At 58.2% G+C, this 25,617-nt stretch carries 25 protein-coding genes; 14 read left to right on the top strand and 11 right to left on the bottom strand.

The annotated features are described in order from the left end of the window. The gene (locus tag ACIOWL_RS06125) at positions 1 to 1,152 is read right to left on the bottom strand and encodes an ROK family transcriptional regulator (RefSeq protein WP_400382710.1); all 1,152 of its coding nucleotides are present in this window, start codon (positions 1,150 to 1,152) and stop codon (positions 1 to 3) included. 250 nt (positions 1,153 to 1,402) lie between these two features. On the opposite strand from ACIOWL_RS06125, the gene ACIOWL_RS06130 reads away from it, so the two are divergent. Both ACIOWL_RS06130 and ACIOWL_RS06135 read left to right on the top strand, forming a co-directional pair. Further along, entirely contained in the window at positions 1,403 to 1,936 is a 534-nt protein-coding gene (locus ACIOWL_RS06130) for a GNAT family N-acetyltransferase (protein WP_400382712.1), read from the top strand. A 47-nt stretch (positions 1,937 to 1,983) separates the two neighbouring features. Beyond that, a complete protein-coding gene (locus tag ACIOWL_RS06135; RefSeq protein WP_400382714.1) occupies positions 1,984 to 3,894 on the top strand; it encodes a penicillin-binding transpeptidase domain-containing protein in 1,911 nt (636 codons plus the stop codon). Between the two features lie 163 nt (positions 3,895 to 4,057). Here ACIOWL_RS06135 and ACIOWL_RS06140 read toward each other — a convergent pair whose 3' ends face one another. Next, positions 4,058 to 4,348, bottom strand: coding sequence for a hypothetical protein (locus ACIOWL_RS06140; RefSeq protein WP_400382716.1), 291 nt, complete (start codon positions 4,346 to 4,348; stop codon positions 4,058 to 4,060). Positions 4,349 to 4,810: 462 nt separating this feature from the next. Between ACIOWL_RS06140 and ACIOWL_RS06145 the strand changes: the two genes are divergently transcribed. The 4 genes from ACIOWL_RS06145 (at position 4,811) to gatB (ending at position 8,803) form a co-directional block, all read left to right on the top strand. Beyond that, entirely contained in the window at positions 4,811 to 5,362 is a 552-nt protein-coding gene (locus ACIOWL_RS06145) for a hypothetical protein (RefSeq protein WP_400382718.1), read from the top strand. Positions 5,363 to 5,447: 85 nt separating this feature from the next. After that, positions 5,448 to 5,744 carry an Asp-tRNA(Asn)/Glu-tRNA(Gln) amidotransferase subunit GatC gene (gene gatC / locus ACIOWL_RS06150; RefSeq protein WP_400382720.1) on the top strand — a complete coding sequence of 99 codons (297 nt, stop codon included), beginning with the start codon at positions 5,448 to 5,450 and terminating at the stop codon, positions 5,742 to 5,744. Between the two features lie 5 nt (positions 5,745 to 5,749). After that, positions 5,750 to 7,288: an Asp-tRNA(Asn)/Glu-tRNA(Gln) amidotransferase subunit GatA gene (gene gatA / locus ACIOWL_RS06155; protein ID WP_400382722.1), complete on the top strand. Its 1,539-nt coding sequence runs from the start codon at positions 5,750 to 5,752 to the stop codon at positions 7,286 to 7,288. Between the two features lie 6 nt (positions 7,289 to 7,294). Further along, positions 7,295 to 8,803 carry an Asp-tRNA(Asn)/Glu-tRNA(Gln) amidotransferase subunit GatB gene (gene gatB, locus ACIOWL_RS06160; protein ID WP_400382724.1) on the top strand — a complete coding sequence of 503 codons (1,509 nt, stop codon included), beginning with the start codon at positions 7,295 to 7,297 and terminating at the stop codon, positions 8,801 to 8,803. A gap of 74 nt (positions 8,804 to 8,877) precedes the next feature. Here gatB and ACIOWL_RS06165 read toward each other — a convergent pair whose 3' ends face one another. Together ACIOWL_RS06165 and ACIOWL_RS06170 are read right to left on the bottom strand one after the other, a co-directional pair. Beyond that, positions 8,878 to 9,984 carry a hypothetical protein gene (locus tag ACIOWL_RS06165; protein ID WP_400382726.1) on the bottom strand — a complete coding sequence of 369 codons (1,107 nt, stop codon included), beginning with the start codon at positions 9,982 to 9,984 and terminating at the stop codon, positions 8,878 to 8,880. Beyond that, positions 9,974 to 10,513 (bottom strand): RNA polymerase sigma factor, encoded by a 540-nt coding sequence (locus ACIOWL_RS06170; protein ID WP_400382728.1) that lies wholly within the window; start codon positions 10,511 to 10,513, stop codon positions 9,974 to 9,976. The genes ACIOWL_RS06165 and ACIOWL_RS06170 overlap by 11 nt, the downstream gene beginning before the upstream one ends. 172 nt (positions 10,514 to 10,685) lie before the next feature. On the opposite strand from ACIOWL_RS06170, the gene ACIOWL_RS06175 reads away from it, so the two are divergent. Beyond that, positions 10,686 to 11,177: a hypothetical protein gene (locus ACIOWL_RS06175; protein WP_400382730.1), complete on the top strand. Its 492-nt coding sequence runs from the start codon at positions 10,686 to 10,688 to the stop codon at positions 11,175 to 11,177. Positions 11,178 to 11,397: 220 nt separating this feature from the next. Here ACIOWL_RS06175 and ACIOWL_RS06180 read toward each other — a convergent pair whose 3' ends face one another. Then, on the bottom strand, positions 11,398 to 11,925 hold the full coding sequence (locus tag ACIOWL_RS06180; protein ID WP_400382732.1) for a GNAT family N-acetyltransferase: 528 nt from the start codon (positions 11,923 to 11,925) through the stop codon (positions 11,398 to 11,400). A gap of 361 nt (positions 11,926 to 12,286) precedes the next feature. Here ACIOWL_RS06180 and ACIOWL_RS06185 point away from each other — a divergent pair, with 361 nt between their 5' ends. From ACIOWL_RS06185 to ACIOWL_RS06195, 3 genes are read left to right on the top strand one after another with little or no spacing between them, the layout of a single operon-like run. Next, positions 12,287 to 12,874, top strand: a complete 588-nt coding sequence (locus tag ACIOWL_RS06185) for a PadR family transcriptional regulator (protein ID WP_400382734.1) — start codon at positions 12,287 to 12,289, stop codon at positions 12,872 to 12,874. A 44-nt stretch (positions 12,875 to 12,918) separates the two neighbouring features. Then, entirely contained in the window at positions 12,919 to 13,620 is a 702-nt protein-coding gene (locus ACIOWL_RS06190) for an ABC transporter ATP-binding protein (RefSeq protein WP_400382736.1), read from the top strand. Next, positions 13,617 to 16,574, top strand: a complete 2,958-nt coding sequence (locus tag ACIOWL_RS06195) for an ABC transporter permease (protein ID WP_400382739.1) — start codon at positions 13,617 to 13,619, stop codon at positions 16,572 to 16,574. Before ACIOWL_RS06190 ends, ACIOWL_RS06195 begins: the two co-directional genes overlap by 4 nt. Before the next feature lie 177 nt (positions 16,575 to 16,751). Here the strand turns inward: ACIOWL_RS06195 and ACIOWL_RS06200 are convergent, their stop codons facing one another. Beyond that, positions 16,752 to 17,156, bottom strand: coding sequence for an NUDIX domain-containing protein (locus ACIOWL_RS06200; RefSeq protein WP_400382741.1), 405 nt, complete (start codon positions 17,154 to 17,156; stop codon positions 16,752 to 16,754). A gap of 386 nt (positions 17,157 to 17,542) precedes the next feature. Beyond that, the gene (locus ACIOWL_RS06205; protein ID WP_400382743.1) at positions 17,543 to 17,827 is read right to left on the bottom strand and encodes a putative quinol monooxygenase; all 285 of its coding nucleotides are present in this window, start codon (positions 17,825 to 17,827) and stop codon (positions 17,543 to 17,545) included. A gap of 965 nt (positions 17,828 to 18,792) precedes the next feature. Here ACIOWL_RS06205 and ACIOWL_RS06210 point away from each other — a divergent pair. Next, positions 18,793 to 19,728 carry a phosphotransferase gene (locus tag ACIOWL_RS06210; RefSeq protein ID WP_400382745.1) on the top strand — a complete coding sequence of 312 codons (936 nt, stop codon included), beginning with the start codon at positions 18,793 to 18,795 and terminating at the stop codon, positions 19,726 to 19,728. A gap of 31 nt (positions 19,729 to 19,759) precedes the next feature. On the opposite strand, the gene ACIOWL_RS06215 is transcribed toward ACIOWL_RS06210, so the two are convergent. Together ACIOWL_RS06215 and ACIOWL_RS06220 are read right to left on the bottom strand one after the other, a co-directional pair. Beyond that, complete coding sequence (locus ACIOWL_RS06215; protein WP_400382747.1) at positions 19,760 to 20,437, bottom strand: HAD family hydrolase; 678 nt, start codon at positions 20,435 to 20,437, stop codon at positions 19,760 to 19,762. Between the two features lie 33 nt (positions 20,438 to 20,470). After that, positions 20,471 to 20,917, bottom strand: a complete 447-nt coding sequence (locus ACIOWL_RS06220) for a MarR family winged helix-turn-helix transcriptional regulator (protein WP_400382748.1) — start codon at positions 20,915 to 20,917, stop codon at positions 20,471 to 20,473. Between the two features lie 118 nt (positions 20,918 to 21,035). On the opposite strand from ACIOWL_RS06220, the gene ACIOWL_RS06225 reads away from it, so the two are divergent. Next, positions 21,036 to 22,223 (top strand): MFS transporter, encoded by a 1,188-nt coding sequence (locus ACIOWL_RS06225; RefSeq protein ID WP_400382750.1) that lies wholly within the window; start codon positions 21,036 to 21,038, stop codon positions 22,221 to 22,223. 46 nt (positions 22,224 to 22,269) lie between these two features. Beyond that, on the top strand, positions 22,270 to 23,100 hold the full coding sequence (locus tag ACIOWL_RS06230) for an aldo/keto reductase (RefSeq protein WP_400382751.1): 831 nt from the start codon (positions 22,270 to 22,272) through the stop codon (positions 23,098 to 23,100). 63 nt (positions 23,101 to 23,163) lie between these two features. On the opposite strand, the gene ACIOWL_RS06235 is transcribed toward ACIOWL_RS06230, so the two are convergent. Beyond that, positions 23,164 to 23,772 carry a GNAT family N-acetyltransferase gene (locus ACIOWL_RS06235; protein ID WP_400382753.1) on the bottom strand — a complete coding sequence of 203 codons (609 nt, stop codon included), beginning with the start codon at positions 23,770 to 23,772 and terminating at the stop codon, positions 23,164 to 23,166. Positions 23,773 to 23,864: 92 nt separating this feature from the next. After that, positions 23,865 to 25,052, bottom strand: coding sequence for an MFS transporter (locus tag ACIOWL_RS06240; protein WP_400382755.1), 1,188 nt, complete (start codon positions 25,050 to 25,052; stop codon positions 23,865 to 23,867). Positions 25,053 to 25,138: 86 nt separating this feature from the next. On the opposite strand from ACIOWL_RS06240, the gene ACIOWL_RS06245 reads away from it, so the two are divergent. Continuing rightward, the gene (locus ACIOWL_RS06245; RefSeq protein WP_400382757.1) at positions 25,139 to 25,615 is read left to right on the top strand and encodes a GNAT family N-acetyltransferase; all 477 of its coding nucleotides are present in this window, start codon (positions 25,139 to 25,141) and stop codon (positions 25,613 to 25,615) included. The last annotated feature ends 2 nt before the right edge of the window (positions 25,616 to 25,617 follow it).

Genomic DNA, 25,617 nt, shown 5'->3' on the forward strand with positions numbered 1-25,617 from the left:
TCAGGCCACCCCCAACTCGTTGAACAGGACGTTCACAGCTGCACCGCGCAAAACGATGTCATCGGGGTTCTGCGAGAGCTGAACCGTGAAATTGGGGCGTTGGGAGGCGTTGGTGCGAGCAGCGATGGTTTCACGCACCGCGCTGAGCAGGTTGTCATCGACATAGCGGGAAGGCCCGGCAATAACCAGATCCTGGACATCTAGCACGGAGATAATTGGGGCGAGCACAATGCCTAAACGTTCACCGGCACGGTGCATCACTTCGCGGTGATGATCTTCCATGCTCGTAGCCTCGGGTTTGGCGGCCAGTGCGCGGCGGATCGAGGGGATCGAGGCCCAGGTTTCCACGCAGCCGTGTTTGCCGCAGACGCATTCCGGACCTTGGTCGGTCCCCACAATCACGTGGCCGAGTTCCCCCGAGGCGGCATTGGCGCCGCGCACCCGCACTCCGTTCACGATGGTGCCGCAGCCGACGCCGCGTCCGAGCTTCACAAGCATCATATGGGCGCTGCCGTTGCCGAAGGTGTGTTCTCCCATGACCGCGCCGTCGGCATCGTTCACCACGTGGGTCGGGAGATTGAAGTGCTCGGAGACCTGGGTCCGCAGGTCCAGGTCGGTCCACCCGAAGTTGGGGGCGGTCAGCACCAGTCCTTGGTCGGTGACGATGCCGGGAGTCCCGACGCCGATGCCGATGATACGTTCGGTGGCAGCTGCCACGGCGCGGGCGGTCAGCTCGATGACTTGAGCGGAGGCGGCCTCGCCGCGTTCGTCGGTGGTTTCCAGCTCGACGCGGGTCAACACCTTGCCGTCCAGGTCCATGACCGCCGCCCGCAGGACAGCTGAATCAGCCAAATCGACCCCGATGATCTGCAGGCCCTGGCGGTTGATATCCAGCAGGATGCTTGGTTTCCCTGGGCGGCTGTCGCTGGAGGTTCCGACCTCAATGACGTGGCCACGGGAGATGAGCTCCACCACCAAATCGGAAATGGTCACGCGTGTCAGGCCGCTGGAACGGGAGAGGTCTGCCCGGCTCATGGGTCCTTGCGCATACAGGTGCTGCAGCAGTAGTGCGAGGTTGTGCTCGCGTCCGTGCGACGGCAGTGAAGCGGTACGCCGGGACATGGTGCTGCGGTTGCCTGTGGTCGAAGTCATGTCTGTTAGTTAACTTTACTAACAAACATTTGGCAAGTGATTTTCGGCTCATTTTTGGCCGAACTGGGTGGGCCCAGTGCTTTGTGTCACTTGATAAAGATTTGGTTAATGCCACCTGACCTCTATGAATGCTCACCTGCGGAGGATGTGGGGAATCCTTGGGGGTGGATCATAACTTTTATGCCTCACTACCTCGGGGGGACTGCCCTCAGCGAGGTTTCGGTGCGGAAGGTGGCACTATTAATGAACCATGTCTTTGCTTGATGACTTTCGTGAAACCCACGACGGCCTGGTGATTGAACCGGCCAAGCCGACCGACTATGACCGGGTCGGCGATATTACCGTTGACGCGTATCTCGCAGCGGGGCATTTTTCCGACCCCCAGCATCAATACCTGCAGTTTGTGCGACAGGTTGCCGAGCGGGCCCAGAAAGCGGAAGTGTATGTGGCGCGGCGCGGCGAGCACACGATTGCCTCGATGACGTTGGTGCCCTTTGGCAATGACTACGCGGATATTGCGCGCGAAGGTGAGCTGGAGATCCGTATGCTCAGTGTTGATCCCTCCGTGCAGCGTTCGGGTGCCGGCCGGGCCATGGTGGTTGCAGCGGTGGAGCGTGCGCGTGGACTGAGCGGGGTTCACACGGTTTCCTTGACCACGGGGGCCGACTGGGTTGCCGCGCGGGCACTGTATGAATCATTGGGATTTGTGCGCCGCGAAGAACGTGATTGGTATGTGCCGAATACCGACATCCTGCTGCTGGTGTACACCCTAACAGTCGAATAATCGTCATGTCGTTGGAGCTTGTCGGTACTGGCCAATAGAATGGCGCCATGAGTGCACTTCGCCGGAAAGTTATTGCCCTGTCAGTTGCGAGCCTAGTCGCCGGGACATTAAGTGCCTGCAGTTCGGCCCCGGCGGATCCTGCGCCGTCGGCTGATTTGTTGGCCGCGGCGCTGAACTCCGGCGACTTCTCCAACATCGTTTTCAGCAACTCGGATGCAAGCGCCGCCGCGGCAACATTGGAAACCGCCTTCGGCAATCTAAAGGGCATCAACCGTGTCAGCACGGTTAGCTCGGTCGCGACGGATGAGGAAGAGCAAGACGGGGTGACCACCGCTACGGCTACGCTTCAAACCCTCTGGGATGTAGCTGACACCGAGACCGACCTGACGTACCAGACCCAGGCGGTCTGGCAGTACGACGAGGAAGGCAAAGCCTGGCAACTGCGTTTTGATCCCTCGATCCTGGCCCCCGACCTGGCCGAGGGAGACTACCTCGCCGCTACTTTCGAGCAGGGGGTACGCGGAAACATTACCGACGGGGACGACGCGAATATTGTCACCGATCGTCCGGTGATCAATGTCGGAATCGACAAGACCCGGGCAACGAGCGACGAATGGGAATCTTCGGCGAAGTCTTTGGCCAAGCTGGTGGATATCGACCAGGATGCGTTCGTGGCGAAGGTCAAGGCCGCCGGTGAGAAGGCTTGGGTGCAGGCGATCGTTTTGCGTGATGATGCAACCCGAGAAGTCACCGACGAGCAGATTTCCAAGATTCCCGGAGCAGTGGGCCAGGCGGATGAGATTCCGCTGGCTCCAACACGTTCCTTCGCCCGCCCGTTGCTGGGAACCGTTGGCGAAGCGACCGCCGAAATTATTGAAAAATCCGACGGAAAAGTCCATGCAGGTGATCAGGTAGGTCTGTCGGGATTGCAGGCAACCTATAACGAGACCCTCTCCGGGGTGGATGGAGTGGCGATTTCGCGGTTCAATGCAGCCAAGGAAGAGCAAGCTGAGCTGTTCTCCAGCGATCCGGTAGACGGCAAAGACGTGCAGCTGACGCTGGATCAAGATTTGCAGAAGGAAGCCGACGAGTTGCTGGAAGACGCCGAATCAAACTCGGCAATTGTAGTCATGCGGCCCTCTGACGGAGCGGTTTTGGCGGCATCCTCCGGTCCGGTGGCTTCCGGGCTGAACACAGCACTGCAGGGCAAGTACGCGCCGGGGTCGTCCTTTAAGGTTGTCAGTGCCTTGTCCATGCTTCGCGACGGAGCCAGTGCGAGCTCGACCTTCGACTGCAAGGCCAGCACGGTCATTGACGGCAAAACCTTTAAAAACTACGACGGCTACCCGTCTTCGGCGTTGGGGGAGATTCCGCTGTCGGAAGCTATCGCCCAATCTTGCAACACGGTGTTTGTTGACGAGGGTGAAAATATTGGCGGAACCAACTTGGCTGAGGCCGCCGCTGCGCTGGGGCTGACCGGAGCAGACGGCACCGGCGTCGGGGCTGTTCTCGGTTCGGTTCCCACCGACTCCGAAGGTACCGAACAGGCCGCAAATATGATTGGGCAAGGTGTGGTGGAAGCTTCGCCGCTGGGTATGGCCACAGTGGTGGCATCCGTACAGGCCAAAAAAACCGTGACGCCCAAACTCGTGATTTCACCTGAACCCGAGGCTCCAGCGGCTGCCAAGTCCACGCTGACCGAAGAGGAAGCCAGCGAACTGGCAACCATGATGGCAGCGGTGATCGATCACGGCACGCTCAAGGACCTGAAGGGTACCGGCAGCGGAAAGATCATTGGCAAGAGCGGCACTGCCGAATACGACAGTGAGCGTAATGCCCATGCCTGGGCCATCGTTGCCCAGGACGACGTTGCCATTGCGGTATTTGTCGAGGACGGCGACGGCGGTGCCCAGACCGCAGGCCCGCTGGCCAAGGCAATGCTTGAGGCGGCGAACTAGAACTCTTACTAGGCAAAGCCAAGCACCTTGGTTGGTGCATGATCACAACCGGGGCAATGAATCCCAAGGAGATTGAATTGCACAGCAAAAACCCTCGGCTTAGCCGAGGGTTTTTGCCGTGGCACCAGACAACACAAGGTTGTTGGCCGGCAGGGGGCTGGAATCAGCGGTGACCGGTCTGCGCCAGGATCTTGCCGGTTGCGGCATCCTGCACGATCACCGATTCAAAACCGTCGATTCTCCCGGCCTCAAGGTGATCGCGGAGGCTGTTAACCGGGGCATCCGGGGACACCAGCGGCCCTGAAATCGGTGCGGCGTCCAAACCCAGCCACTGGGCAATGGTATTTGTGGTGTTCTCCTGCTCAGCGGCCTGGGCCGGGGTGAGTGCCATGGCCGACAGGGCCACCACCGAGGTCGCGAGGAAAACTGCGCACATTTTGAAATTCAGCGCCATATCTGTGTTCTCCTGATATTCGAAAAATCCCTGATGACAAGCGCTTATAACCCTGCAGGGTGGGGATTCTGATCCACTCTCGCCAAGGGTTGAGTGTCGAAATGTGTATCGGAGAACAGAACAGGGCAGAACAAAATAAGGCCAACGGCTACTTCGTTAGGGAAGAATTCGCCGTGCCAAGAACCTGTAGGACCGCGTTCTGCCTTGCTGCAGATTCGCACCGAGGTCAAGTGAACACCGCTGTTTTCTGATGCGTCCAGCGCCGTACTGCTTGTCGGTTTTGCGCCTGCGCAGCACGGTTGCCTCGGCTTGGTGCCGGGGAGTCTCAAAAAGCCGTCTTGGCTTGCGGTTAGCCTGCTCGCAGATAGTTTCGAAGCCGACTATGCTTGGCATAAACGCCCTGGCTCCTAATCATTTGGTGCAGAGCCTGTGCCAAAACAATCCACCTGAAAGTCGATGCGCATGGGAATCATCTATAACACCACGATGACGCCGAGCAAGAACGAGCTGGTTGCCGCCTGGATAGTCAATCAGGATTTTTTCACCGGCAAAAAGAAACCGCAGCTCAATCACGTCGGTGGATTCAGGCTTGAAGATCCTGCCGGAGAAGTCGGTATCGAGTTCCGCCTCTATGCAGACAACGCGGATCTGAGCGACGTGATTTACCATGTGCCACTGACCTACCGTGACGCGCCGCTGCCCGGAGCCGCAAAGCACCTGATCGGCACCGGTGAGCACGGGATCCTCGGGACCCGGTATATCTACGATGCCGAAGGCGACCCGGTCTTCACCGCGCAGCTGCAAGCACTTTCGGAGGGCCGTGCGACCGCCCAGCACCATAGCGAATCCTTCACCACGGAGCCTCGGGTGGTGCTGAGCAAGGATGCAGCGGGCAAGAGGCTTCAGATCATCCGGCGTCCGGTGCGTTCGGACGGAACCCAGCCAGGCGTCGTGGGATATTGGGAGAACGCGCTGGGACAGGACCTCACCGGGTTGGTATTGCGCACAGCGTAGCTATTGCACCACATAACGCCCGGTTGGCAGTCCGGTACGGGATAGACTTGTCTATGAAACCCATCCGCCCATTTTAGGGAGATATATGTCTGCCATCAGCCGTGAGGACCTTGTGCACCTGGCGCAACTGGCCCACATCGAGATGAGCGACGCAGAGCTGGACAAGATGACCGGTGAACTCGACGCAATCGTCGGTGCCATCGCGTCTGTCAGCGAAGTCGCCTCCTCCGATATTCCAGCAACGAGCCACCCAATTCCGCTGACCAATGTCTTGCGTGAAGATGTCGTGGGCCAGACCCTGAGCATTGACGACGTGCTGCTCAACGCTCCGGATGCGGACTCGGACCGCTTCAAAGTCCCGGCTATTTTGGATGGTGAATAATCACCGTGAACGAACTGATTAAGCTTTCCGCCTCGCAGCTGGCCGCCAAATTGCGCGCCGGCGAAGCCACCTCCGTGCAGGCCGTCCAGGCTCACCTGGACCGCATTGCCGAAGTTGACGGCACCCTGAACGCCTTCTTGCATGTGAATGCCGACGAAGCGCTCGCCGTGGCCGCAGAAGTGGACGCGATCCGCGCCGCTGGCGGCGCCGCAGCAGACGCCCTGCACCCGCTGGCCGGTGTGCCGATTGCCATCAAGGACCTGATCGTCACCAAGGGGCAGCCAACCACCGCCGCGTCCAAGATGCTCGAAGGCTGGATGAGCCCGTACGACGCGACCGTGATCGAAAAGATCCGCGACGCCAAGCTTCCGATGCTGGGCAAAACCAACCTGGACGAGTTCGCCATGGGATCCTCCACCGAGCACTCGGCGTACGGTGTGACTCGCAACCCGTGGGACCTGGGCCGCATCCCGGGCGGTTCCGGCGGCGGTTCGGCCGCCGCGGTCGCCGCCTTCGAGGCACCGCTGGCCCTGGGCACCGACACCGGTGGCTCCATCCGCCAGCCCGGTGCGGTCACCGGCACCGTGGGTGTGAAACCAACCTATGGTGCGGTTTCGCGTTACGGCGCGATTGCCATGGCATCCTCGCTGGACCAGATCGGCCCGGTCTCACGCACCGTGCTTGACTCGGCGTTGCTGCAGGAACTTATCGGCGGGCATGACCCCAAGGATTCAACCTCGCTGCCGCAGGACCTCGAAGGCCTGGTGGCCGCCGCGCAAGCCGGTGCCGCCGGAGACCTTGCCGGCCTGCGTGTCGGTGTGATCAAGGAACTCCAGGGCGACGGTTACCAGGAGGGTGTCCAGGCACGCTTCAACGAGTCCCTTGAACTGCTTAAGAAGGCAGGGGCTGAAATCGTTGAGGTTTCCTGCCCGAACTTCAAGTACGCCCTGGGCGCCTACTACCTGATCATGCCATCAGAGGTTTCCTCCAACCTCGCCAAGTTCGACGGTGTGCGTTTCGGCCAGCGTGTTCTGCCAACCGGAGGCCCGCTGACCATTGAACGAGTCATGGCAGCCACCCGCGCCGCCGGCTTTGGCGATGAGGTCAAGCGCCGCATCATCCTGGGCACCTACGCCCTGTCGGCCGGTTACTATGACGCGTACTACGGTTCGGCGCAGAAGGTGCGCACCCTGATCCAGAGCGACTTCGCGGCCGCCTTTGAACAGGCCGATGTGCTTATCTCGCCGACCGCTCCGACCGTGGCCTTTGAGCTCGGCGCGAATGACAATGACCCGGTTGCCATGTACCTGAACGACGTGGCCACCATCCCGGCAAACCTCGCCGGCGTTCCGGGCATCACCGTGCCCGGCGGCCTGTCCGAGGGCTTGCCGGTCGGCATCCAGTTCCTGGCTCCGGCCTATGAGGATGCCCGCCTGTACCGCGCCGGTGCTGCACTGGAGACCCTGCTGGAACAGCAGTGGGGCCACACCCTGATCTCGCAGGCACCGGCCATCACCACCGCTTCGATCGCGCAGGAGGCATAGGGGATCATGAGCAACTACACTGATGAACTAGTTGATTTCGACCAGGCCCTGGAACGGTATGATCCGGTGCTCGGTTTTGAGGTCCACGTTGAGCTGAACACCAAAACCAAGATGTTCTCCGACGCGCCGAATGCCTTTGGCGACGCCCCGAACACCAACGTCACCCCGGTGGACCTGGGCCTGCCTGGAGTCCTGCCGGTGGTCAACAAAACCGCCGTGGAGTACTCCATCTTGATCGGTCTGGCGCTGAACTGCCAGATCGCAGAAAAGTGCGGTTTCGCCCGGAAGAACTACTTCTACCCGGATACCCCGAAGAACTTCCAGACCTCCCAGTACGACGACCCCATTGCCTATGATGGCTGGCTGGACGTCGAGCTCGAAGACGGCGAGGTTTTCCGGGTGGAAATCGAACGCGCCCACATGGAGGAGGACGCCGGCAAGCTGACCCACATGGGTGGCGCGGCCGGACGTATCCAGGGTGCCGACTACTCGCTGGTCGACTACAACCGTGCCGGTGTGCCATTGGTTGAAATCGTGACCAAGCCGATTGTTGGCGCTGGCAAGCGCGCCCCGGAGCTGGCTCGCGCCTATGTCGCCGCGGTGCGTGAGATCGTGAAGAACCTGGGTGTTTCGGATGCGAAGATGGAGCGTGGCAACGTACGTTGCGACGCGAACGTGTCGCTGATGCCCAAGGATGCAGACAAGTTCGGCACCCGCACCGAGACCAAAAACGTGAACTCGTTGCGCGCGGTGGAGCACGCGGTGCGTTTCGAGATCGAGCGCCACGCAGCGGTGCTGGATTCCGGAGCGAAAATCGTTCAGGAAACCCGTCACTGGCATGAGGACACCCGTTCCACTACCTCGGGCCGTCCCAAGTCGGATGCGGATGATTACCGCTACTTCCCGGAGCCGGACCTGGTTCCAATCGTTACCACCGCTCAGTGGGTTGAAGAGCTGCGTTCCCGCCTGCCGGAGCCTCCGGCAGATCGCCGCAAGCGGCTGAAGGCCGAGTGGGGCTACGCGGACAAGGAATTCCGCGACGTGGTCAACGCCGGTGTGCTGGATGAGATCGAGGCGACCATTGCCGCCGGTACTTCCGCCGCCGTGGCCCGCAAGTGGTGGATGGGCGAGATCGCCCGTCTGGCCAAGGCCGCTGAGAAGGAGATCGCGGATCTGGGGGTCACCCCGCAGACCATCGTTGAGCTGAACTCGCTGATTGAAGCGAAGAAGATCAATGACAAGATCGCCCGCCAGGTGCTTGAATTTGTGCTGGCAGGGGAGGGCTCCCCGGCAGAAATCGTTGAGAAGCGCTCGCTGGCAGTGGTGAATGACGACGACGCATTGGGCAAGGCCGTGGATGATGCCATGGCCGCCATGCCTGACGTGGTTGAGAAGATCAAGGGCGGCAAGATGCAGGCCATCGGTGCGCTGATGGGTCCGGTCATGAAGGCCACCCGCGGCCAGGCCGATGCCGGTCGTGTTCGCGAAATTGTGATTGAGAAGCTCGGCCTCTAAGGTTCGCTGCTCAGACTAAGGAGGCTCCTGCCTTCCGTCGTTGACGGAAGCGGGAGCCTCCTTTGTAGTTCAGCCTAGAGCGGTGCAACGGTGACGCTGTTCAGCGTTCCACCGTTAGCGAAGCCGTCCACATTCACCGCGACGTTTTCGAAGGCGTTCAAATGCCCGGTGGCCGAATCAAAAATGAACGAATACCGGTAGGTCAGAATGTCGGTCGGGATAGAGCCCGGGACATAGTCATGGTTAATGGAAAACACGAGACCGGTCCGACCTAGCCGATCGGTCGTTTCACCGTCGAAGGTGATGTCGGTACGCCCCTGAAGCAATTCAAGTACCGCCGCGCTCTGCGCCTGGCTGGGATTCCAATCGACCATATGAAATCCGAGTACTTCGAAGAGCGCCGTCTCGGGGTCGCCTGTGAACATGGCCAGGCCGTCTGCCGAAGTGCTTCGCACTATTGCATCCAGGTCTTTGGCATTGTCAGGGATAATGAAGCGCTCCCAAACCGGATTCGTTTTCTTGAATTCGTTCAGCTCGGCTTCGGTCAAACTAAGTTCCCTGGTGGTTGTTCCAAGCGGAATTCTCTTGCCGGTCTCGATATCTTGATCGGGAATCCGCTCTCCGGTTCGCGCGGAAACAATTCCCAAACTTGTTGAATAGCGTTCAAGCAGGCCGTCCGGTCGGCGTACGCTCACGTAGTCGTATTCGCTGACAGGACTGAAGGCTTCGTTTTCTTCAATCGTCGAAACCCGCTTGGGCAATGAGGTCTCACTCAGGCGTTTCATTTGATAGATCTGTTCGTCGAATCCTGGCGGATCCTTGGTCTCCCGGGCTTGTTCCAAGAGACTTTCAAGTGCTTGCTCACGGTCCTGCCCGGTTGGTGTCGTTATGAGGGCTGGTACCAAACCTGCGGTTGCTTGCGGCGTATTAAGCGATGTCAAGCCGATGGCGAGGATTCCAACGGCCAGCGTTGCAGCAACGCTCCACGCAATACGAGGAAGAACTCTCTTCCGGGGTGCACGAGCATTGGAGATTTTTGTTACGTAATCAGCGAGATCGGAAGTCCGGGTCTGCGTCTCGACCGACATGATTCGGGCCAATAAGTTTTCATCCATGGTTGCGATCGGCAAATTATGGGCAGGATCTGCACCGCGCAGACGTGATTCCAATTCAGTTTCCATAGCGTGTGCCTTTCAGGATTTTGGCTAGCTTGCGTCGGGACCTGCTGGCTAGAGCCCATACAGCCTGTTCGGTACGGTTGGTGATGGCGGCGACCTGCGCAGCGGTAAGCCCGTCCCAATAGAGCAATCTGATGATTTCAGAGCCGGGTTCACCCAAGCTGAGGACGGCTTCACGGATTTGCTCAGCGTCGCCCTCCGTGGCTTTCCGAGTGGTGTGGAATTCATGATCTTGCAGAACACGGGATTCGGCTTCGAAACGCCGTAGCCGGTCACGGTACGCATGCTGAACTAGATTCCAGCAAGTCTTGTAGAGAAAGGGAATCGCAGACTCATCGAAGCGTTCGCTTTTCTGCCAAACGATGCGCAGGGCATCCGCTGCGACTTCACGTGCGTCGCTTTCGGACAGGCCCCGACGGATGCCGTACCGAACTGCTCGGTCGTGATGCTGATGGAAGAACTTTTCGAAGTGCTCTTGGCGGGATTGAACACTCCGCTCCACTTCTGGTGGATCTTCGGTCTGAGTACTCATTCTGTCCTTTGGTGCGAGTTCTTATACTTACTTATTCCCGCTCGGAGATGATTCCTGACAGGTGACCGGAAAGATTTCATTCCTGGTGCACTAGCCTCGGCTCGCAACCCTTTATTCTCCGCTCAGATTGGCTTTTCCGTATCTTGCCAGCCAATCAGGTTATGGTGATCCTATGCAAACGAACCCGATGACGAAGAGAATCTCGCCAGTTGCAGCGGTGGCAATTCTCGTGATGAGCGCAGTGACCAGCCTGACTGGATGCGTGGCTTCGGGGGAATACCCATTCGGTGGCAGTGCATGTATGCCTCCGCAATACTCAGTCTCGCCTTCCGTAGCCAGCCCGGGCTCGGACGTGGTAGTTTCCGCGCCGGGGGCAACTTGTAATCCGCGGTACGGAGAAGAAGCTCAAATCGCTGTTACGGTCACCGATTCTTCGGGGAACGTCGTACTGGATAGCAAGGGGCCAATGAATGACGATGGTTCGTTCGAGTTCTCCTTTGCCCTTCCTGAAGACATGGCCTCGGGAACTGCCACTATCACCGCAGTTCCGGCAGACGTCGATTGGTGTGATGATACGGGAACCAATAATCGGCATAAGTCCGAGGATGACATTGACCGGACCTCGTGCGTTTTGCCGATCAAGCTATTGCAAGTGACGCCGTAGGCTAAGGGTCATGTGTCCGTGGACAAATCACTGAACACCAGCATAAATTGTTCTGTCGTCACCGGGATCAGACAGCTTCTTGAATCTTTGGGCAGAACGAAAAATATCGATGTCAGCGTCTTATAAGCGGCGCCCTCGACAAGGCCCGGTATGGGTTGCTCAACTAACTGGGCCAGCAGTTCTGCGAAGCCAAACTGACTACTTTCCGGCGCAGTCTCCTCTACCGGGACAGATTTTTCTCAAACAATAGATTACGTTCGCCATAATAAGCTTCAGAAACTCCAAGTGGGCGCATCCCAACGCGCTCACACACTCTCTGGGACGCCACATTGTCGGGATGAGTGACGGCGATGACAGACTGGAGCCCGCAATTTGCCGCATCCTTCATAACACTATTGGCTGCCTCGGTGGCGTAACCTGCACCCTGGGCATCAGGATGCAAGTGCCAACCGATCTCCACTGGTGCTTCACCCATTGTGTCGGTCGAGAGAGGGATGGGTTTGAGTAGAACATTCCCGAGTAATTGACCAGTTGTACGGGAGGTGATGGCCCATATTCCGTGAATCGGGTCATCAACCGCGCGGCGACGAATTATGGATTTCACTGCTTCAATTCGTGCGGTCATTGTCCTTGCCTGAGGACCGAGGAATCGAACAACATCCGACCGCGACTCAAGATCAAATAGAAAGTCCGCGTCGACTAGTTCCCACGGACGGATGATTAGGCGTTCGCTGTTAATGGTTCGCATCCGTCCATTCTCCACCAAGTCGAGCGCAGATCCAGTCGGGCGGTTTTTGCAGAGAGACCATAGCCACCTCAAACCAACACCCTGATCTCAGGCATTTGCACAGGCGGGTATAGCCGTCGGTGCGTGGATGATGTGCAGCGCGGCAACTAACGCTGGTTTCTATGAAAACTTTCACGGAATGACGTCAGCGGGATTGATAGTTTCTCTGCGGAAGCATCATAGATGCCGTCACGGAAGCAGCTGTATCGGCAGATCAATGGGTAGTTCGTGGCATCAGTCGTTTAAATGGGTTACTGTGTAACCATTACCGAGTAACTACTTGGGGTTCTTTCTGGGATTGTTGATTCGCTGGAGGTTTGCGATGTCCGTAAAACATGCTTTATTGGCCTTACTCTCATGGAAACCGTCCACGGCCTATCAACTGCGCAAGGACTTTGACGTCTCAACGGCACAGACGCTGCCATTGAACATTGGTCAGGTTTCCACTACGTTGCAACGACTGGAACGCGATGGGCTGATAGCCCAAAGTTCGAACAACTCGGAGGATCCGACAGCTCCCGAGCCTTGGCATCTGACGCAAAGCGGGCTCGACGAGTTGAACGCTTGGTGGGAGCGCCCAGTGTCCAGGGAGACCCGTGGCCGCGATGAACTTGTCATCAAGCTAGCATTGGCCGTTGCTGTACCGGGCGTTGATGTAGCCGCGTTGGTCCAGCGCCAACGTTCCGCCACTCAGCGGGTCCTGCATGACATCGTGCGGGCGCGCAGGGACGTGCAAGCTTCCGACATAGCGGTGCGACTGGTCCTGGACCACCATATCTTCAGCACGGAAGCGGAACTCCGATGGCTCGATGATGTAGAGGAAACGCTCACCCGGACGATTCCTCCGGAGACTCCGTCTTCTGGAAGCCAAGTCAGTTTTCCTGCACCTGCTGTTCGGAGTACCCATTGAGCAAGAGCCTTGGTTCAGCGTTAGCTCTGCCCCCAGTACTTCAAATGACAAAGGCTTCACGAATTCATGGTCGGGATGCCCGCACGGTGTCTGCCTTGGTCGGGGCAAACCTCGTCGTCCAGCCCGGTGAATTTGTTGCCATCATGGGTCCTTCTGGATCGGGCAAATCCACACTTCTGCACTTGGCCGGAGGACTCGACAGTCCGACCTCAGGCACGGTACACGTCGAGGGTGCCGACCTTGCCACGATGACCGTCAAGCAACGAGCGATCATTCGGCGACGGTCCGTGGGATATGTCTTCCAAGACTACAACCTGCTGCCTTCCCTGACTGCTGTCGAAAACGTCTCCTTTCCCTTGGAACTGGACGGATGGCCCATGAAAAAAGCTCGCCGGGAGGCTCTCGCCGCGCTCGTGGAGACGGGCGTGGAAAAACTAGCGGACCGTCGCCCCGAAAGTATGTCCGGTGGCCAAGCGCAGCGAGTGGCGATTGCTCGGGCACTGGTCGGCCCCCGGCGTCTGCTATTGGCCGACGAACCGACCGGTGCCCTCGACTCGAGCACCAGCACTGATATCCTCCGGCTGTTGCGTGATCGCGCAGACAACGGGGCAGCTGTACTCATGGTCACCCATGAAGCCCGTTTTGCCGCGTGGACAGATCGAACACTTTTCCTTCGCGACGGAAAGATCATTGACGAGTCAGGTCCCTCGGACCCCTCCCAGTTATTGTCGCAGGGAGCATTGTGAGTTCTCACGATACCCTGTCCAAATTGATGCCCATGGCGAGACCCGGCTATGCCCCGGGTTTGGTCGAACGTCGTTGGAATCCTTGGGTTGCTTCCCTGCGGCTGGCCAAGAATGATGCCCGCCGCCACTGGGCACGGACTGTGCTGGCTACCCTTTTGGTCTCCCTGCCGGTGGCTGCACTGGTGGGCGGAATCGTACTGACTCAGTCGGCGATCCCGTCACGCGATGTTGCCCTGGACGGGATACCAGATGGAGTGCAGGCAAGAATCACGGCAACTGCTGTGGCCCACACAGGTATGCCGTTCCCGCAGATCCCGGAGGGCGCGCCGGGGCCGTGGAATGATGATGTCGAGACAGTGCCGGCAAGCACTACCGAGATTGCTGCGCTGCTTCCAGTGAGCAGTCGACTGCTCCAGTATTGGAACTCACCAGAATTGATTGCCAGCACCGGTCTGGACCTCGCGCCAGGTGAGCAGACCACCGCAGGGTCAGGTGCGATTCATAATGTGGATCTTTCCTTGGTTTCTTCGGCGACATTGCAGGAAGCAGACCAAACAACCTTGCCACTGCTAGTGCCTCAGCTGGTGGAAGGTACCTTGCCGGGCAACATTTCCGAGGTCGTGATCACGACCGCCATCGCCAAGGATCTCGGAATTGGGATCGGAGACACTCTGGCATGGGTGGCGCCACCACACACCGGTTGGATGAATAGCGATGGGCGGATAGGCGCGGTGATCGAAGATTCACAACGGGCCTACCGGGTTTCGGGGCTCGTGGCACAGGACGACCAGCAAGCGTGGGCGCTGGAGGGGTGGCTCTCTACGATGGTGGCAGCAGATCCTGCCGGTGTGGACACTCACTGGCTCATGGTCGGAGATGAAGGATTGACTTGGGAACAAACCAAAGAACTCAACCAGTTGCAAGCGTTTGCCGTGTCAAGGCATGTCCTGGAAAACTATCCGTCCCCAAATGAGCTCTACCCTGCAGCCATTGATCCGAGAGTCGTCTTTAACCATGCTGTTTCGGTTCTTCTTGCAATCGTGGTTGGTGGCATGTTGGTGCTGTTCCTGATTACTCCGGCGTTCGCCGTTTCCACTGAGCAGTCGCGACGCACACTCGGCTTGGCCGCTGCAACCGGGGCAACACCCGCAGATTTGAAACGCATCGTTACAGCACAAGGACTGGTGGTGGGTCTGGCCGGAGGGTTGCTTGGCTCCGGGCTCGGCTCAATTGCAGGCATTCTTGCGCGAAACTTCATTAACGACGGCTCAAACGCGGCTACGCGGTTTCCCTGGTGGATCCTGCCGGTGGGCATCGGGATGGCGGCGCTTCTGGGCATGCTGGCAACCCTGCTTCCGGCGCGAAGCGCCGCACGGTTGCAACCGGTCGAAGCACTCAAAGACACTCTTGGCTCTCTGCCAAGAGGTGAAACTGGTTCTGCAGCCCGTCGACGGGTGAAGTCAATGGCCGGACCATTCCTCCTTGCCTCCGGTGTCGTGTGCGCAGTCATTTCACGGACGTTGCCCTTACCAGTGACCGATTCCTCACAAAGTGCCCGCGAAAGCGGGCAAAGCATCGGCTTGGTCATGTTCTTCATGATCCTCGCAATACCGCTGACGGTTGTAGGCTTGGTTCGTTGCTTGCATGGCCTGATTGACATGGGTTCCAGACTGGCATCACGATTGCCTGCGTTACCGAGGCTGGCACTGCGTGACGCTGCAGATCACCGCACACGCTTTCTCCCCGCGGCTGCTTGCGTCCTAGTTTCGGTGTGCGCCGCATCATTCTTGGCGGTCAACATCGGTTCGACGGTGTCCAACGAAAATGACCGGACGGGTGCGATGGCGTCCCCTGGCCGGATCGTGCTCGGCGCAAAAGTGCCGGTCAGTGGCGAGTTCGACCGCCTGGTTCTGGAAGATGCCGTACGTGTTCTGGGCAGTAAAGTACCTGTCACTGGGCACGAACCTATTTTTACGGTTCCCAGTGATGGCAAGGTCTTTGTTGGCGCGTTGATGCCGGACTCTACCTCCTGCCCGGATGGGCAAGGACCTAGTACGGCCTCGGCCCTTGAACCTGGTGTTCCGTTGGAATGTGTTGACTATGAACACTCCTTTGTTCCACAGCTGAGCGTGCCGTGGTGGGGCGGCACTGATACTTACATCATGGATGGAAAAGCACTCAGTGCCTCGGGACTGTCTGGGGCTGATGCAGCTGCAGACATCCTGGATGCGGGTGGTGTAGTAGTTAACAATGCGGCGCTGTTGTCCGCAGATGGCACGGTTCGCGTGGCACTATCAGACGATAGAGTTATCGACGAGTCAAACGCCTCCAACACGGTGAGCCTTCGCGGTGCGTTTGTACGGGGCTTCGCACCGCCACTTACAATCTCGGCCAGTACCGCGACAGTGTTGGGCGTTGCAGGGACTGAGTACGTCGGCGAATATGTGCGTACACCAACAACACTTGGAGACCACCAGGTCGCTGATGCCCGCAAAATTATTGAAGACCATACCCAGCTCGTACGGGTGGCTAGCGCTCAATTTGCTCATCCATGGGGGACCACTGCCATGCTCCTGCCACTGGCGTTGCTGGCAATCCTTGCCGTAGCTGCTGCAGCCATTTCACTGCTGTTGGCCCGCACCCAGTCGGTTCGTGACATGGCCACCATGCATGCGGTCGGAGCGACAGGTCCTTTTCTGCGGCGGTTCACCCTCATCCAAGCAGGAGTTGTGTTGCTCGCGGGGCTGCCATTTGGACTGCTGGCCGGCCTCGGACTGGGTTTCTACCAGGTTGCCTGGAACCGGCGTACCGGGGTAGGCGGAGCGTGGCTGGAGACTGTGCCGCTGTGGGGGCCTCAGATTCTTTTGACGCTGGCCGTCATCGGAGCGAGCCTGGTTACTGCCTGGATCATCGGCCGCCCTCCAAGGGAATTCGCCCGGCGTAGCCTGGACTAAGGTTCGCGATTGGGGTGGCATGCCAACGGGAACATGTTGGCGTGCCACCACCGCAGGCCATAGATTTTCGAGTTCATAGCGGCATTTTTGTTTGTTTCGAAGCCGACTGCGCTATCGGTCCAAAGTCCTCTGCACGAAAATAGTGTTCCGCGAACAGATTGCGTTAAGAGTCTGGAATCAGGCGAGTACCTGTTTGAGTAAAGCCTGATACGCGTCGTTGACAAGATCCAAGTGCATTGCCTCATCCAAAGCGAACCAACCGTAATCGTCATGCTCCTGTGGTTCGGCGTTGGTAATCACGCCATCCCACGAAGAGATTCGCCAAATTTCCAGAATGAGATTTTCGTCCTGGCGAGTGGCAAGTAGGTCTTCCGTAGTTGGCTCCGATATTTCTACGTTTAACTCTTCGCGAAGCTCTCGCACAATCGCTTGTCGGCTGTTCTCGGAATCTTCAACGTGGCCTCCTGGAAGATCCCAGACTTTAGGAAATTTGGACCTTGAAGGGGAACGGTGCACAAGTAAGACTTTCCCCGCGCGTACTAGCAATGCGCAGGACACATGGTGTTTCATGAATTCGTCCACGAAATGAGTCTACTGAAGTGAATTACGCGGATATGTCAGGTCTGGCAGGAATAAGCGCAATAAATCTCTATTCGGACCGCACCGGGTCATTCCGAGTATGCATAGAAGTCTATTCATAACCTTGTCCCAAGTGACCTCAGCCAGAAGAATTCCAACCGCTCAATCGTCTGGATCGCCGAAGGTAGCAATGGAACACACCTCGATAAATCTCAGCCGCGATCTACCACGCCCTAAAGTGGGTGAAATCCTGTTCAACCGCCCAACAGATCTGCGCCAGCGGACCGATAAACTGTGTGTCGTGCTGATCAGCTCCGGCTTCCTGGAACCGACCCATTCTGTGTCCACCATTCGTACGCAATGCAAGCAACCGCTATTAGTTTCCTGAACTAGACCACGCTTGTATAGATCAGGGCTGGCGCTGCCGTCTCCAGAGTTTCGAGCTTTTGCATGGCTTCAATGAAATGATCTGTTCGTGTGTGCGCGTCCAGATGCTCTTGAGAGAGCCACCGTTCCGTGAGCATGAGTTCACCAGGATCATCGCGAAGCTGCAGGAGCTCGTAGCTTAGGCATCCGGGCTCTTCACGTGTCGCGGCGATCAGCTCTCTATAGACGCAGAGAGCCTCATCGAGATTCTCCGGCTCAACTGAACATCCCACTAAGACGCTGATCATTCTTCTCCTAGGTTCAAAGACGGCTGGATGATGCTCTGCTGGTACATTCAGCTTCTGAACAAGGCTACCAAGGATGAAGTTTGCCTCGATTGGCCGTGCGCGACTCCTCGCAATTTAGGTTTGCACTTGAAGCAAGTACTGTGTCGGCAAGGGCTCCCCTTGGAAGACACCAAAACCGGTCGATTCCGACGGCTGTTAGAGGTCCGCTCCGCTGGACAGTCCGCTGAGGGCAGCTCAATGCTGAGGAACCGTCGATTCACCTTCGTTCACACACGGCGAGCGATGCTGGCCGGTGAGCGGTCGATCTCCTATTGTTGCAATCTTTTACTGGGAGCAGTGGGGTCATCCGTGGTGCCAGTCTCAAAGTCGAAGAAGAAGGCTAAAGAGGCGAGACTTTCGGCGAGAAAATGAGAATGCGCCGACCGGTTCGTCGAACGAACCGGTCGCGACGACCCATGACAGCACTGGTTCTCCAGTAAGGTATTCCCACGATTTACTCGGCGTCGTGAAGAATTGTGTGGTCAGAAGTACTGATGTCCCCGCAACTGGCCGATTTCGAGAAGTAGCTTGCCCACGCCCACCGGGGTGAACTCTCATAAATAAAAACTGAACGAGCCCGCACTTCGATGAAGAGGGCAATGATACGAGTAACCTTGGTTCCGCTTATGAACAAAATTTTTGATTAGGTTTCATTCCAGGGTTGGATTCAAACAAGTTTGACGGCACACCGAGCTAGCGCATCCTGGGTCACGTTGAGTCAGTTAGGAATGCTGATCAACAATACTGATCAAATCTGCACGGTAGGCTAACCGCATGGGCTTCCAGTGGTCTTGTCGCAGGTTTGAACAAGATTTTTGATCAATCTTCACGAGGGAACCACATCCAATTCAATCAGTGGCCGTTCGGCGGAAATGGCGTGTCTCCACGTGCGTCGGCAAAAGACGCTGTGGAAGTAGGATTGCTGGATGACAATCCCTCAGACACCTTCGGCATTCCCCGTGGCCGAAACCGTCATAGATCTGGCCCTTGTGCGGCGCCTAGTTGCGGAACAAGCTCCGTCGCAATGGGCTCAGCTCCCGGTTAGCTATCTGGCTACGGGCTGGGATAACGAGGTGTATCGGCTTGGGGAAAAACTACTGGTCCGTGTTCCGCGTAGGGCCCTGGCCGCGCAGCTTGCGCAACGAGAATGGTTATGGCTGGGCCGGGCTGCAACCGACAGCGGCTTGGATCTGAGCGCCCCGATGTTTGTCGGGGTTCCTACCGCCGAATATCCGTGGAGTTTTTCCATCTGCCGGTATGTTCCCGGGGCCAGTGCTGCAGGGTTTTCCCGCGAGCAGAGGGACCACTATGCAGGCCAATTGGCAGGTTATCTGCGAACCTTGCACGTGGTGGGCCCGCATGATGCGCCACGCAGCGAGTTCCGGGGACGGCCACTGAGTGAGTTGGATGAGGTGACTCGCGAACGAGTTGAGCAGTTGCCGGTGGCAGAGCGCAATGCAGCACAGGGTATTTGGGAGGCGGGCCTGCAGGTTGCTGATTATGAAGGCGCCGCACGCTGGCTTCACGGCGACCCGCACCCGCACAACACCGTGGTCCAGAGTCGCCAAAGTGGTGTTGAGCTGGCCGCCTTGGTGGACTTTGGTGATCTGTGCGTTGGCGACCCAGCGTCAGATCTTGGGATGTTTTGGCTACATTTTTCGCCCGCGTGCCGCGACAAGGCGCTGGCTGATTACGGGGTGCAGGAGAATTCCGCGGTGTGGCTGCGAGCTCGCGCCTGGGCTCTTCGTTATGCGATGCTGACCGCGCCACTGGGGGACGCGGATCCCTTGGGAAAAATTGGCCGTGAGACTTTGAACCTAATGCTTCGAGACGAAAATTTGCAAGGGCCAAGGCCTGCTTAGCCTTGTACGCAATTGATCTCCGGCGGTGTATCTAGGCAGCATCGATAGCCAAGGACGGTAACTGCTCCATATGCGAGAAGACTGCACTGGCTCCAGCCCGGCGTAGCGTTTCGGGCGAGGTGCTTGTTGGACCGCCCGATGAGTATCCAAACACCGTTGCACCGGCAGCGACCCCGGCAGTGACGCCGGTTGCGGTGTCCTCGATGACCAACGCTAACCGGGGATCAATACCCAGCGAATCGGCGGCCGCCAGATACACATCAGGGGCGGGCTTGCTGCGCGGAAACTCCATGCCGCTAAAAACTCGGTCGTCAAAAAACTTGTCGAGTCCTGTAAGTTTGAGCTGCATTTCCACCTTGGCGCGGTCGGCTCCGGTGACACAGGCAATCCGCGGACCGTAGACCTGCGCTATTGCGTCGACGGCCTGAAAAGAGCCTTCGATGGCTTGCAGCTGGGTGCGCAGCGCAGCATCGCGCCGGGTGCGAAAATCTGTTAGCCAGGCGTCGTCGATGCGTACCCCAGTGTTCTGCAGAATCGGTTCCCACTGATCTTTGAGCGCCTTGCCGATGAAGATCTCCAGGCAGTCTTCCACACTAATATCCCAGCCGTTTTCTTGCAGAATCTCGCGAAGGACCGAGTTTGTGATGAGTTCGGAGTCCACCAAGACTCCATCGCAATCGAAAAGGACTGCTGAGAATTTCTGTTGCACGAAAGGTGACTCCTTGGCGATGGGCAGGTAAGGCTAGGAAACGGGGATCTGGTGCAAGATTCTGGCGAGTGCAGCTAGCTCCGGCTGCTCTTCGGCTTGTTTGAGCACCCGCTCCAAGGTCTTTTCATGGATGGGTTTTGCCCGCTGATAAAGCTCCTGGCCAGCTGGGGTGAGTTCGGTGTAGATGCCGCGGCGGTCATCCGCGCACAACACCCGAGACAGCAGGTTGCGGTATTCAAGGCGTGTGACCAGACGGGTCGTTGCGCTAGGGCTCAACGCCGTTGCACGGGCGAGCTGCGCCATGCGCATGTGCCAGCCATCCTGCCGGCTCAGGGCATCGAGCAGTGTGTATTCGACCACAGAGAGACCTACTTCGGCACCAAGGTCTTTTTCCAGTGCGGCATCGATTAATGAGTGCAATGCTGCCAAAGTTCGCCATCCGCGGGCACGGATTTCGACCGCGTCATCGGCAATGCCCATGGTCGCCTCCTAAGTTAGTTGCTTGCGCAATATAATTGCGTGTGCAACGATTGTTCCTGCTGACGCAATAACAAGCGTCTGCAACTAATCTTTGATCTAGTTTATCAGGAGCTTACGTATGCCGCTCGGACTACTTGCCCTGGCTATAGGAGCCTTCGGCATCGGCCTGACCGAATTTGTCATCATGGGACTGCTGCCCGAGGTGGCCGCCGATTTCGCCGTATCGGAAGCGGCCGCCGGCTGGTTGATTACCGGTTATGCACTGAGTGTGGCGGTTGGCGCCTTGGCGCTCAGCGCGGCAACTGTCCGCCTGCCCCGCAAACCCGTCCTTATGGGTCTGTTGGTGCTGTTCATTCTGGGAAACTCCCTGACTGCGCTGGCCTCCAGCTATGAGCTTGCGATGCTTGGACGCATCATTGCGGCCCTGTGCCACGGCGCATTCTTCGGCATCGGTTCGGTGGTTGCCTCCAAACTGGTTGCACCCGAAAAGAGCGCGCAGGCAATTGCCATCATGTTCACGGGGTTGACTGCGGCCAACGTCCTGGGAGTGCCCTTTGGGACATTCCTTGGACAGCAAGCCGGATGGCGTGCAACCTTCTGGGTGATTTCTGCCATCGGTGTACTCGCGCTGCTGGGCATCATGCTGCTCGTGCCGGTGCTGACTCAGAACACTGCTCAGATTTCGCTGCGTTCTGAGTTCACAGCGTTTGCTTCCGTTCAGGTGTGGTACTCGCTGGGACTAACGATTCTGGCCTTCGGCGGGATGTTCGGCGCCTTCACCTTCATCGCCTATACGCTCACCGACGTTTCAGGTTTTGCCTCAGCTACCGTGCCGTGGCTACTGGTGATCTTCGGTGTGGGCCTATTTGCGGGCAACTGGCTGGGCGGGCGGCTGGCGGATCGAAATATCGATCGCACCTTGACGCTGTTTATCGCAGCGCTACTGATTGTCCTTCTTGGATTTGCCCTGCTCGCCAGCAACAAGCCGGCCACCATCATCGCTCTGCTACTGATGGGCGGTTTCGGCTTCGGAACGGTACCAGCCCTTCAGAGCCGGATCATGCGTTACGCAGGGTCCGCCCCAACCCTGGCCTCCAGCGCGAATATCGGCGCCTTCAACCTTGGTAATGCGCTGGGTGCATGGGCTGGAGGTCTTGGCATCAGCGCAGGACTCGGCTACACCTCGCCGATCTGGATCGGAGCCGCACTGACCGGCACCGCATTGTTGCTCATACTTGCCGCGGCCGCCTCTGCACGGAAGCAGGAACAGAGTGCGGCAATTCCGCAACCGGTGTCGGCCAGCTAGGCCATCAAATTTTCACCCATTTATCAATACTTTTCAGGAGAGCCCAATGTCCACCATGATTCCCACTGTCACCTTGAACAACGGCTTGGAAATGCCGCAGGTCGGCTTCGGAGTTTTCCAAGTCGGCAACGAGGAAACAACCGCTGCCGTAACCGCCGCGCTTGAAGTTGGCTACCGTAGCATCGACACCGCGGCCATCTATGGCAATGAAGAAGGAGTGGGTCGAGCCGTGGCCCAGTCCGCAATCGCCCGCGAAGATCTGTTCATCACCTCAAAATTGTGGATCTCTGAGATGGGCTACGACGCAACGCTTGAAGCCTTTGAAGACAGCCTCGAGCGGCTCGGGTTGGATTACCTGGACCTATATTTGATTCACTGGCCAGCACCGCAGAATGATTTGTACATCCAGTCTTGGAAAGCTTTGGAAAAGCTCTACGCCCAGGGCAAGGTCCGTGCCATTGGAGTTTCGAATTTCCAAGCGGAACACCTCAACAGGCTGATTTCCGCCACGGACATCATCCCGGCAGTAAACCAAGTCGAACTGCACCCTGCATTGCAGAACCGAGAAGTGCAGGCCGCAAACGCAGAGCACGGTGTGATAACCGAAGCGTGGAGCCCCCTGGCGCAGGGCGCTCTGCTCAGTGATGAAACGATTCTAGGTATCGCGAAGGCGCACCAGGTCAGTGCGGCTCAGGTGATCTTGCGGTGGCACCTGCAGGAAGACCGAGTGATCATCCCGAAGTCCGTGACACCCTCCCGAATCTCCGCCAACCTGGAGTTGTTCGGATTTGAACTGACGGCTGGAGAATTGGACTCTATCAACGCGCTTGAACGTGATGGCCGCACCGGACCGAACCCTGATCAATTCAACGGCTAGTCACCGGAAAACATACTGCCCGCCTTCTGCTCGAAGGCGGGCAGTTTCCGTCATTGAATGATCTCAAGAACGAGATGCGATTCGACGGTCCAGCTCGTTGCGAACCTGCGGCCATTCTGCCTTGAGAATCGAGAACACTACGGTGTCGCGCAATGAACCATCAGGCGTGCGCGAATGAGCCCGCAGCACACCGTCTTGTTTAGCGCCCAGCCGGCTAATCGCGGTTCGCGACTGGAAATTCATCCAGTGCGTGGTGAAGACTACCACCTCGCAGTTCAACGTTTCGAAGGCATAACCCAGCAAGAGACGTTTGCTTTGCGCGTTGCTCCCACTGCCTTGGGCGCTCGCCGCATTCCAGGTGTAGCCGATTTCTACCCGTGGCAGATCGAGGTCGATACCGCAGAAGGTGGTCATACCGATGACCTTTCCTGGTTCGCCCGTAACCGGATCATTGAGTCGAGTGGTGAAGGCCAGCATGGACCCTTCTGCCTGCATCCGCAGGCGTTTGCGGATTTCATCACGCATGTTTTCCGGGCGCGGAACCAGTGTGTACCAAAGATTCCACAGTTCACCGTCGCTGGCTGCCAGTACAAGGTCGTCGTGGTGCTCTTCGCTCAGCGGTTCGAGGGTCACGTTTGGGCCGCGGAGTGTGAGTGGTTCGAGGAATTCCATGCGAACACTGTACGGTACGGCATGCCTTGAACGCACCTGCGAAGGGTGGTGTCCTCTTCGAGGAGGTTCGCCGTTCAGTAATCTGTCCGAGCCTACCGTGTGTCCGACGGTTGATCTTTGGCTGAACCATGGCGCGTTAACATTTTTGCTCCGCCTGCAGCTGCAACCGTGCACACGATGGCCAGCGCACCCAGACCCAGTGGCAGGCTGGCCGCGCCAGCAACAAGCCCAACAATGATGGGGCCGCCAGCATCTCCAACCTCTCGCCCCAGCTCTGCGCTACCCATGGTGCGTCCCATCCGTTCGGGCGGTGTGGTGGTTGCCAAACGTGCGAACCCTAGCGGCGTAATCAGGCCGACTCCCAAACCGACAGCCACGGAACTCAGAACGATGATTGGCAAAGACGGCGCAAGAGCGAGCAACGAAACCGCAATGATCAGGAGGGTCGCCCCGGCGAACATGAGTGTATTGACGTGTTGTGGAGCTGCGTCATGCAGCCGACCGACCCGTGGCTGCACTAGCGCCGAGACAACGGCAAGGACACTGACTGCGCCCATTCCTACCAACGGATCCAAACCCAACTGTGCACCGAGCAACGGGATGAAGCCCACCGCCACACCGAGAACACCGGTGGCTACGGCCAATAAAAGAACTGGACCAAGGAAAACGGAGGCCGTGGATTGTTTGAACATTTCAGCCAGGGTTGCCCGATGTTTGGGAAGAACCGGTACCGAGGGCATGGCAATTGCCGTCCAGATTGCTGCGCCGAAGGACAACACGGCCAGGGACAAGAACAGCGCCGGCAGACCTGCCCAGATGATCAGTGCGGCTCCAAGCAGCGGGCCACCGGCATAGCCAAGCCCCTTCCACGATCCGTACTTGCCGAAATAGCGGCCCGCAAGCGACGGCCCCACCAAACGTGCGACCGCAGAAGACGAGGCGGGGGAGAATCCGGCCGCGGCCGCTCCTTGAACCAAACGTGCCACTGCGAGCAACACCGGGGTGGAAGCAAAAACGCCCAGCAGCGAGGCCGCTGCAAAAACCAACAAGCCGCCGACGATCACCGGCTTCACACCGATGCGGTCACTGAGCGCGCCGAATACCGGTTTCAGGATGACCTCGGCAATGTCGTAGGTCGCCAAGATCAAACCAAGCGCGACAAACGACAAGCCGATGTTTTCCGTTTCAGTGCCCAACGCGGCGGCGACACCATGGGCGCCGAACGCGGTCGTGAAACCCGCCAAATACAGCGGACCAAGTCCGCCCCGATATTCATTCACGCTCCCAGCGTAGCGACTGGGGTGTGAGCGAACGAGTTCATATTGCGGGAAATATCCGTGAAATATGGGACTGTTACCTTGTTCCCATGACGTTACGTATCGAGCGAGCGGATTTCCAAGACCCAAGTCTTCGTGCCTTCCTCGCCGCCCACCACGCAGATATGGCACCCCAATCTCCTGCCGAGTCCCAGCACGCCCTGGGCCTGGAAGCCTTGAGACAACCGGGCGTCAGGCTTTGGGTGGGATGGATCGGCGAGCAATTGGTAGCCACCTGCGCGCTGGCCCACTTGGCCCCGGGGCATGAGGAACTCAAAAGTATGCGCACCGACCCGGAACTGCGCGGGCGAGGTATCGCTTCAAAAATGCTGGAGCACACTATCACCGAGGCAGTCTCACGCGGGGTTAAACAAATCTCGCTTGAAACTGGGTCCGTCGAGTTTTTCGCCTCCGCGCGCAGGCTTTATGCCGCGAACGGATTCAGTCCCTGTGAGCCGTTCGGCTCCTATACCCACGACCCATACAGCACCTACATGTCTCTATCGTTGGACTCCTCGGCTTCCTAGGG

This window comes from Glutamicibacter sp. NPDC087344 (assembly GCF_044744225.1).
Taxonomy (GTDB): domain Bacteria; phylum Actinomycetota; class Actinomycetes; order Actinomycetales; family Micrococcaceae; genus Glutamicibacter.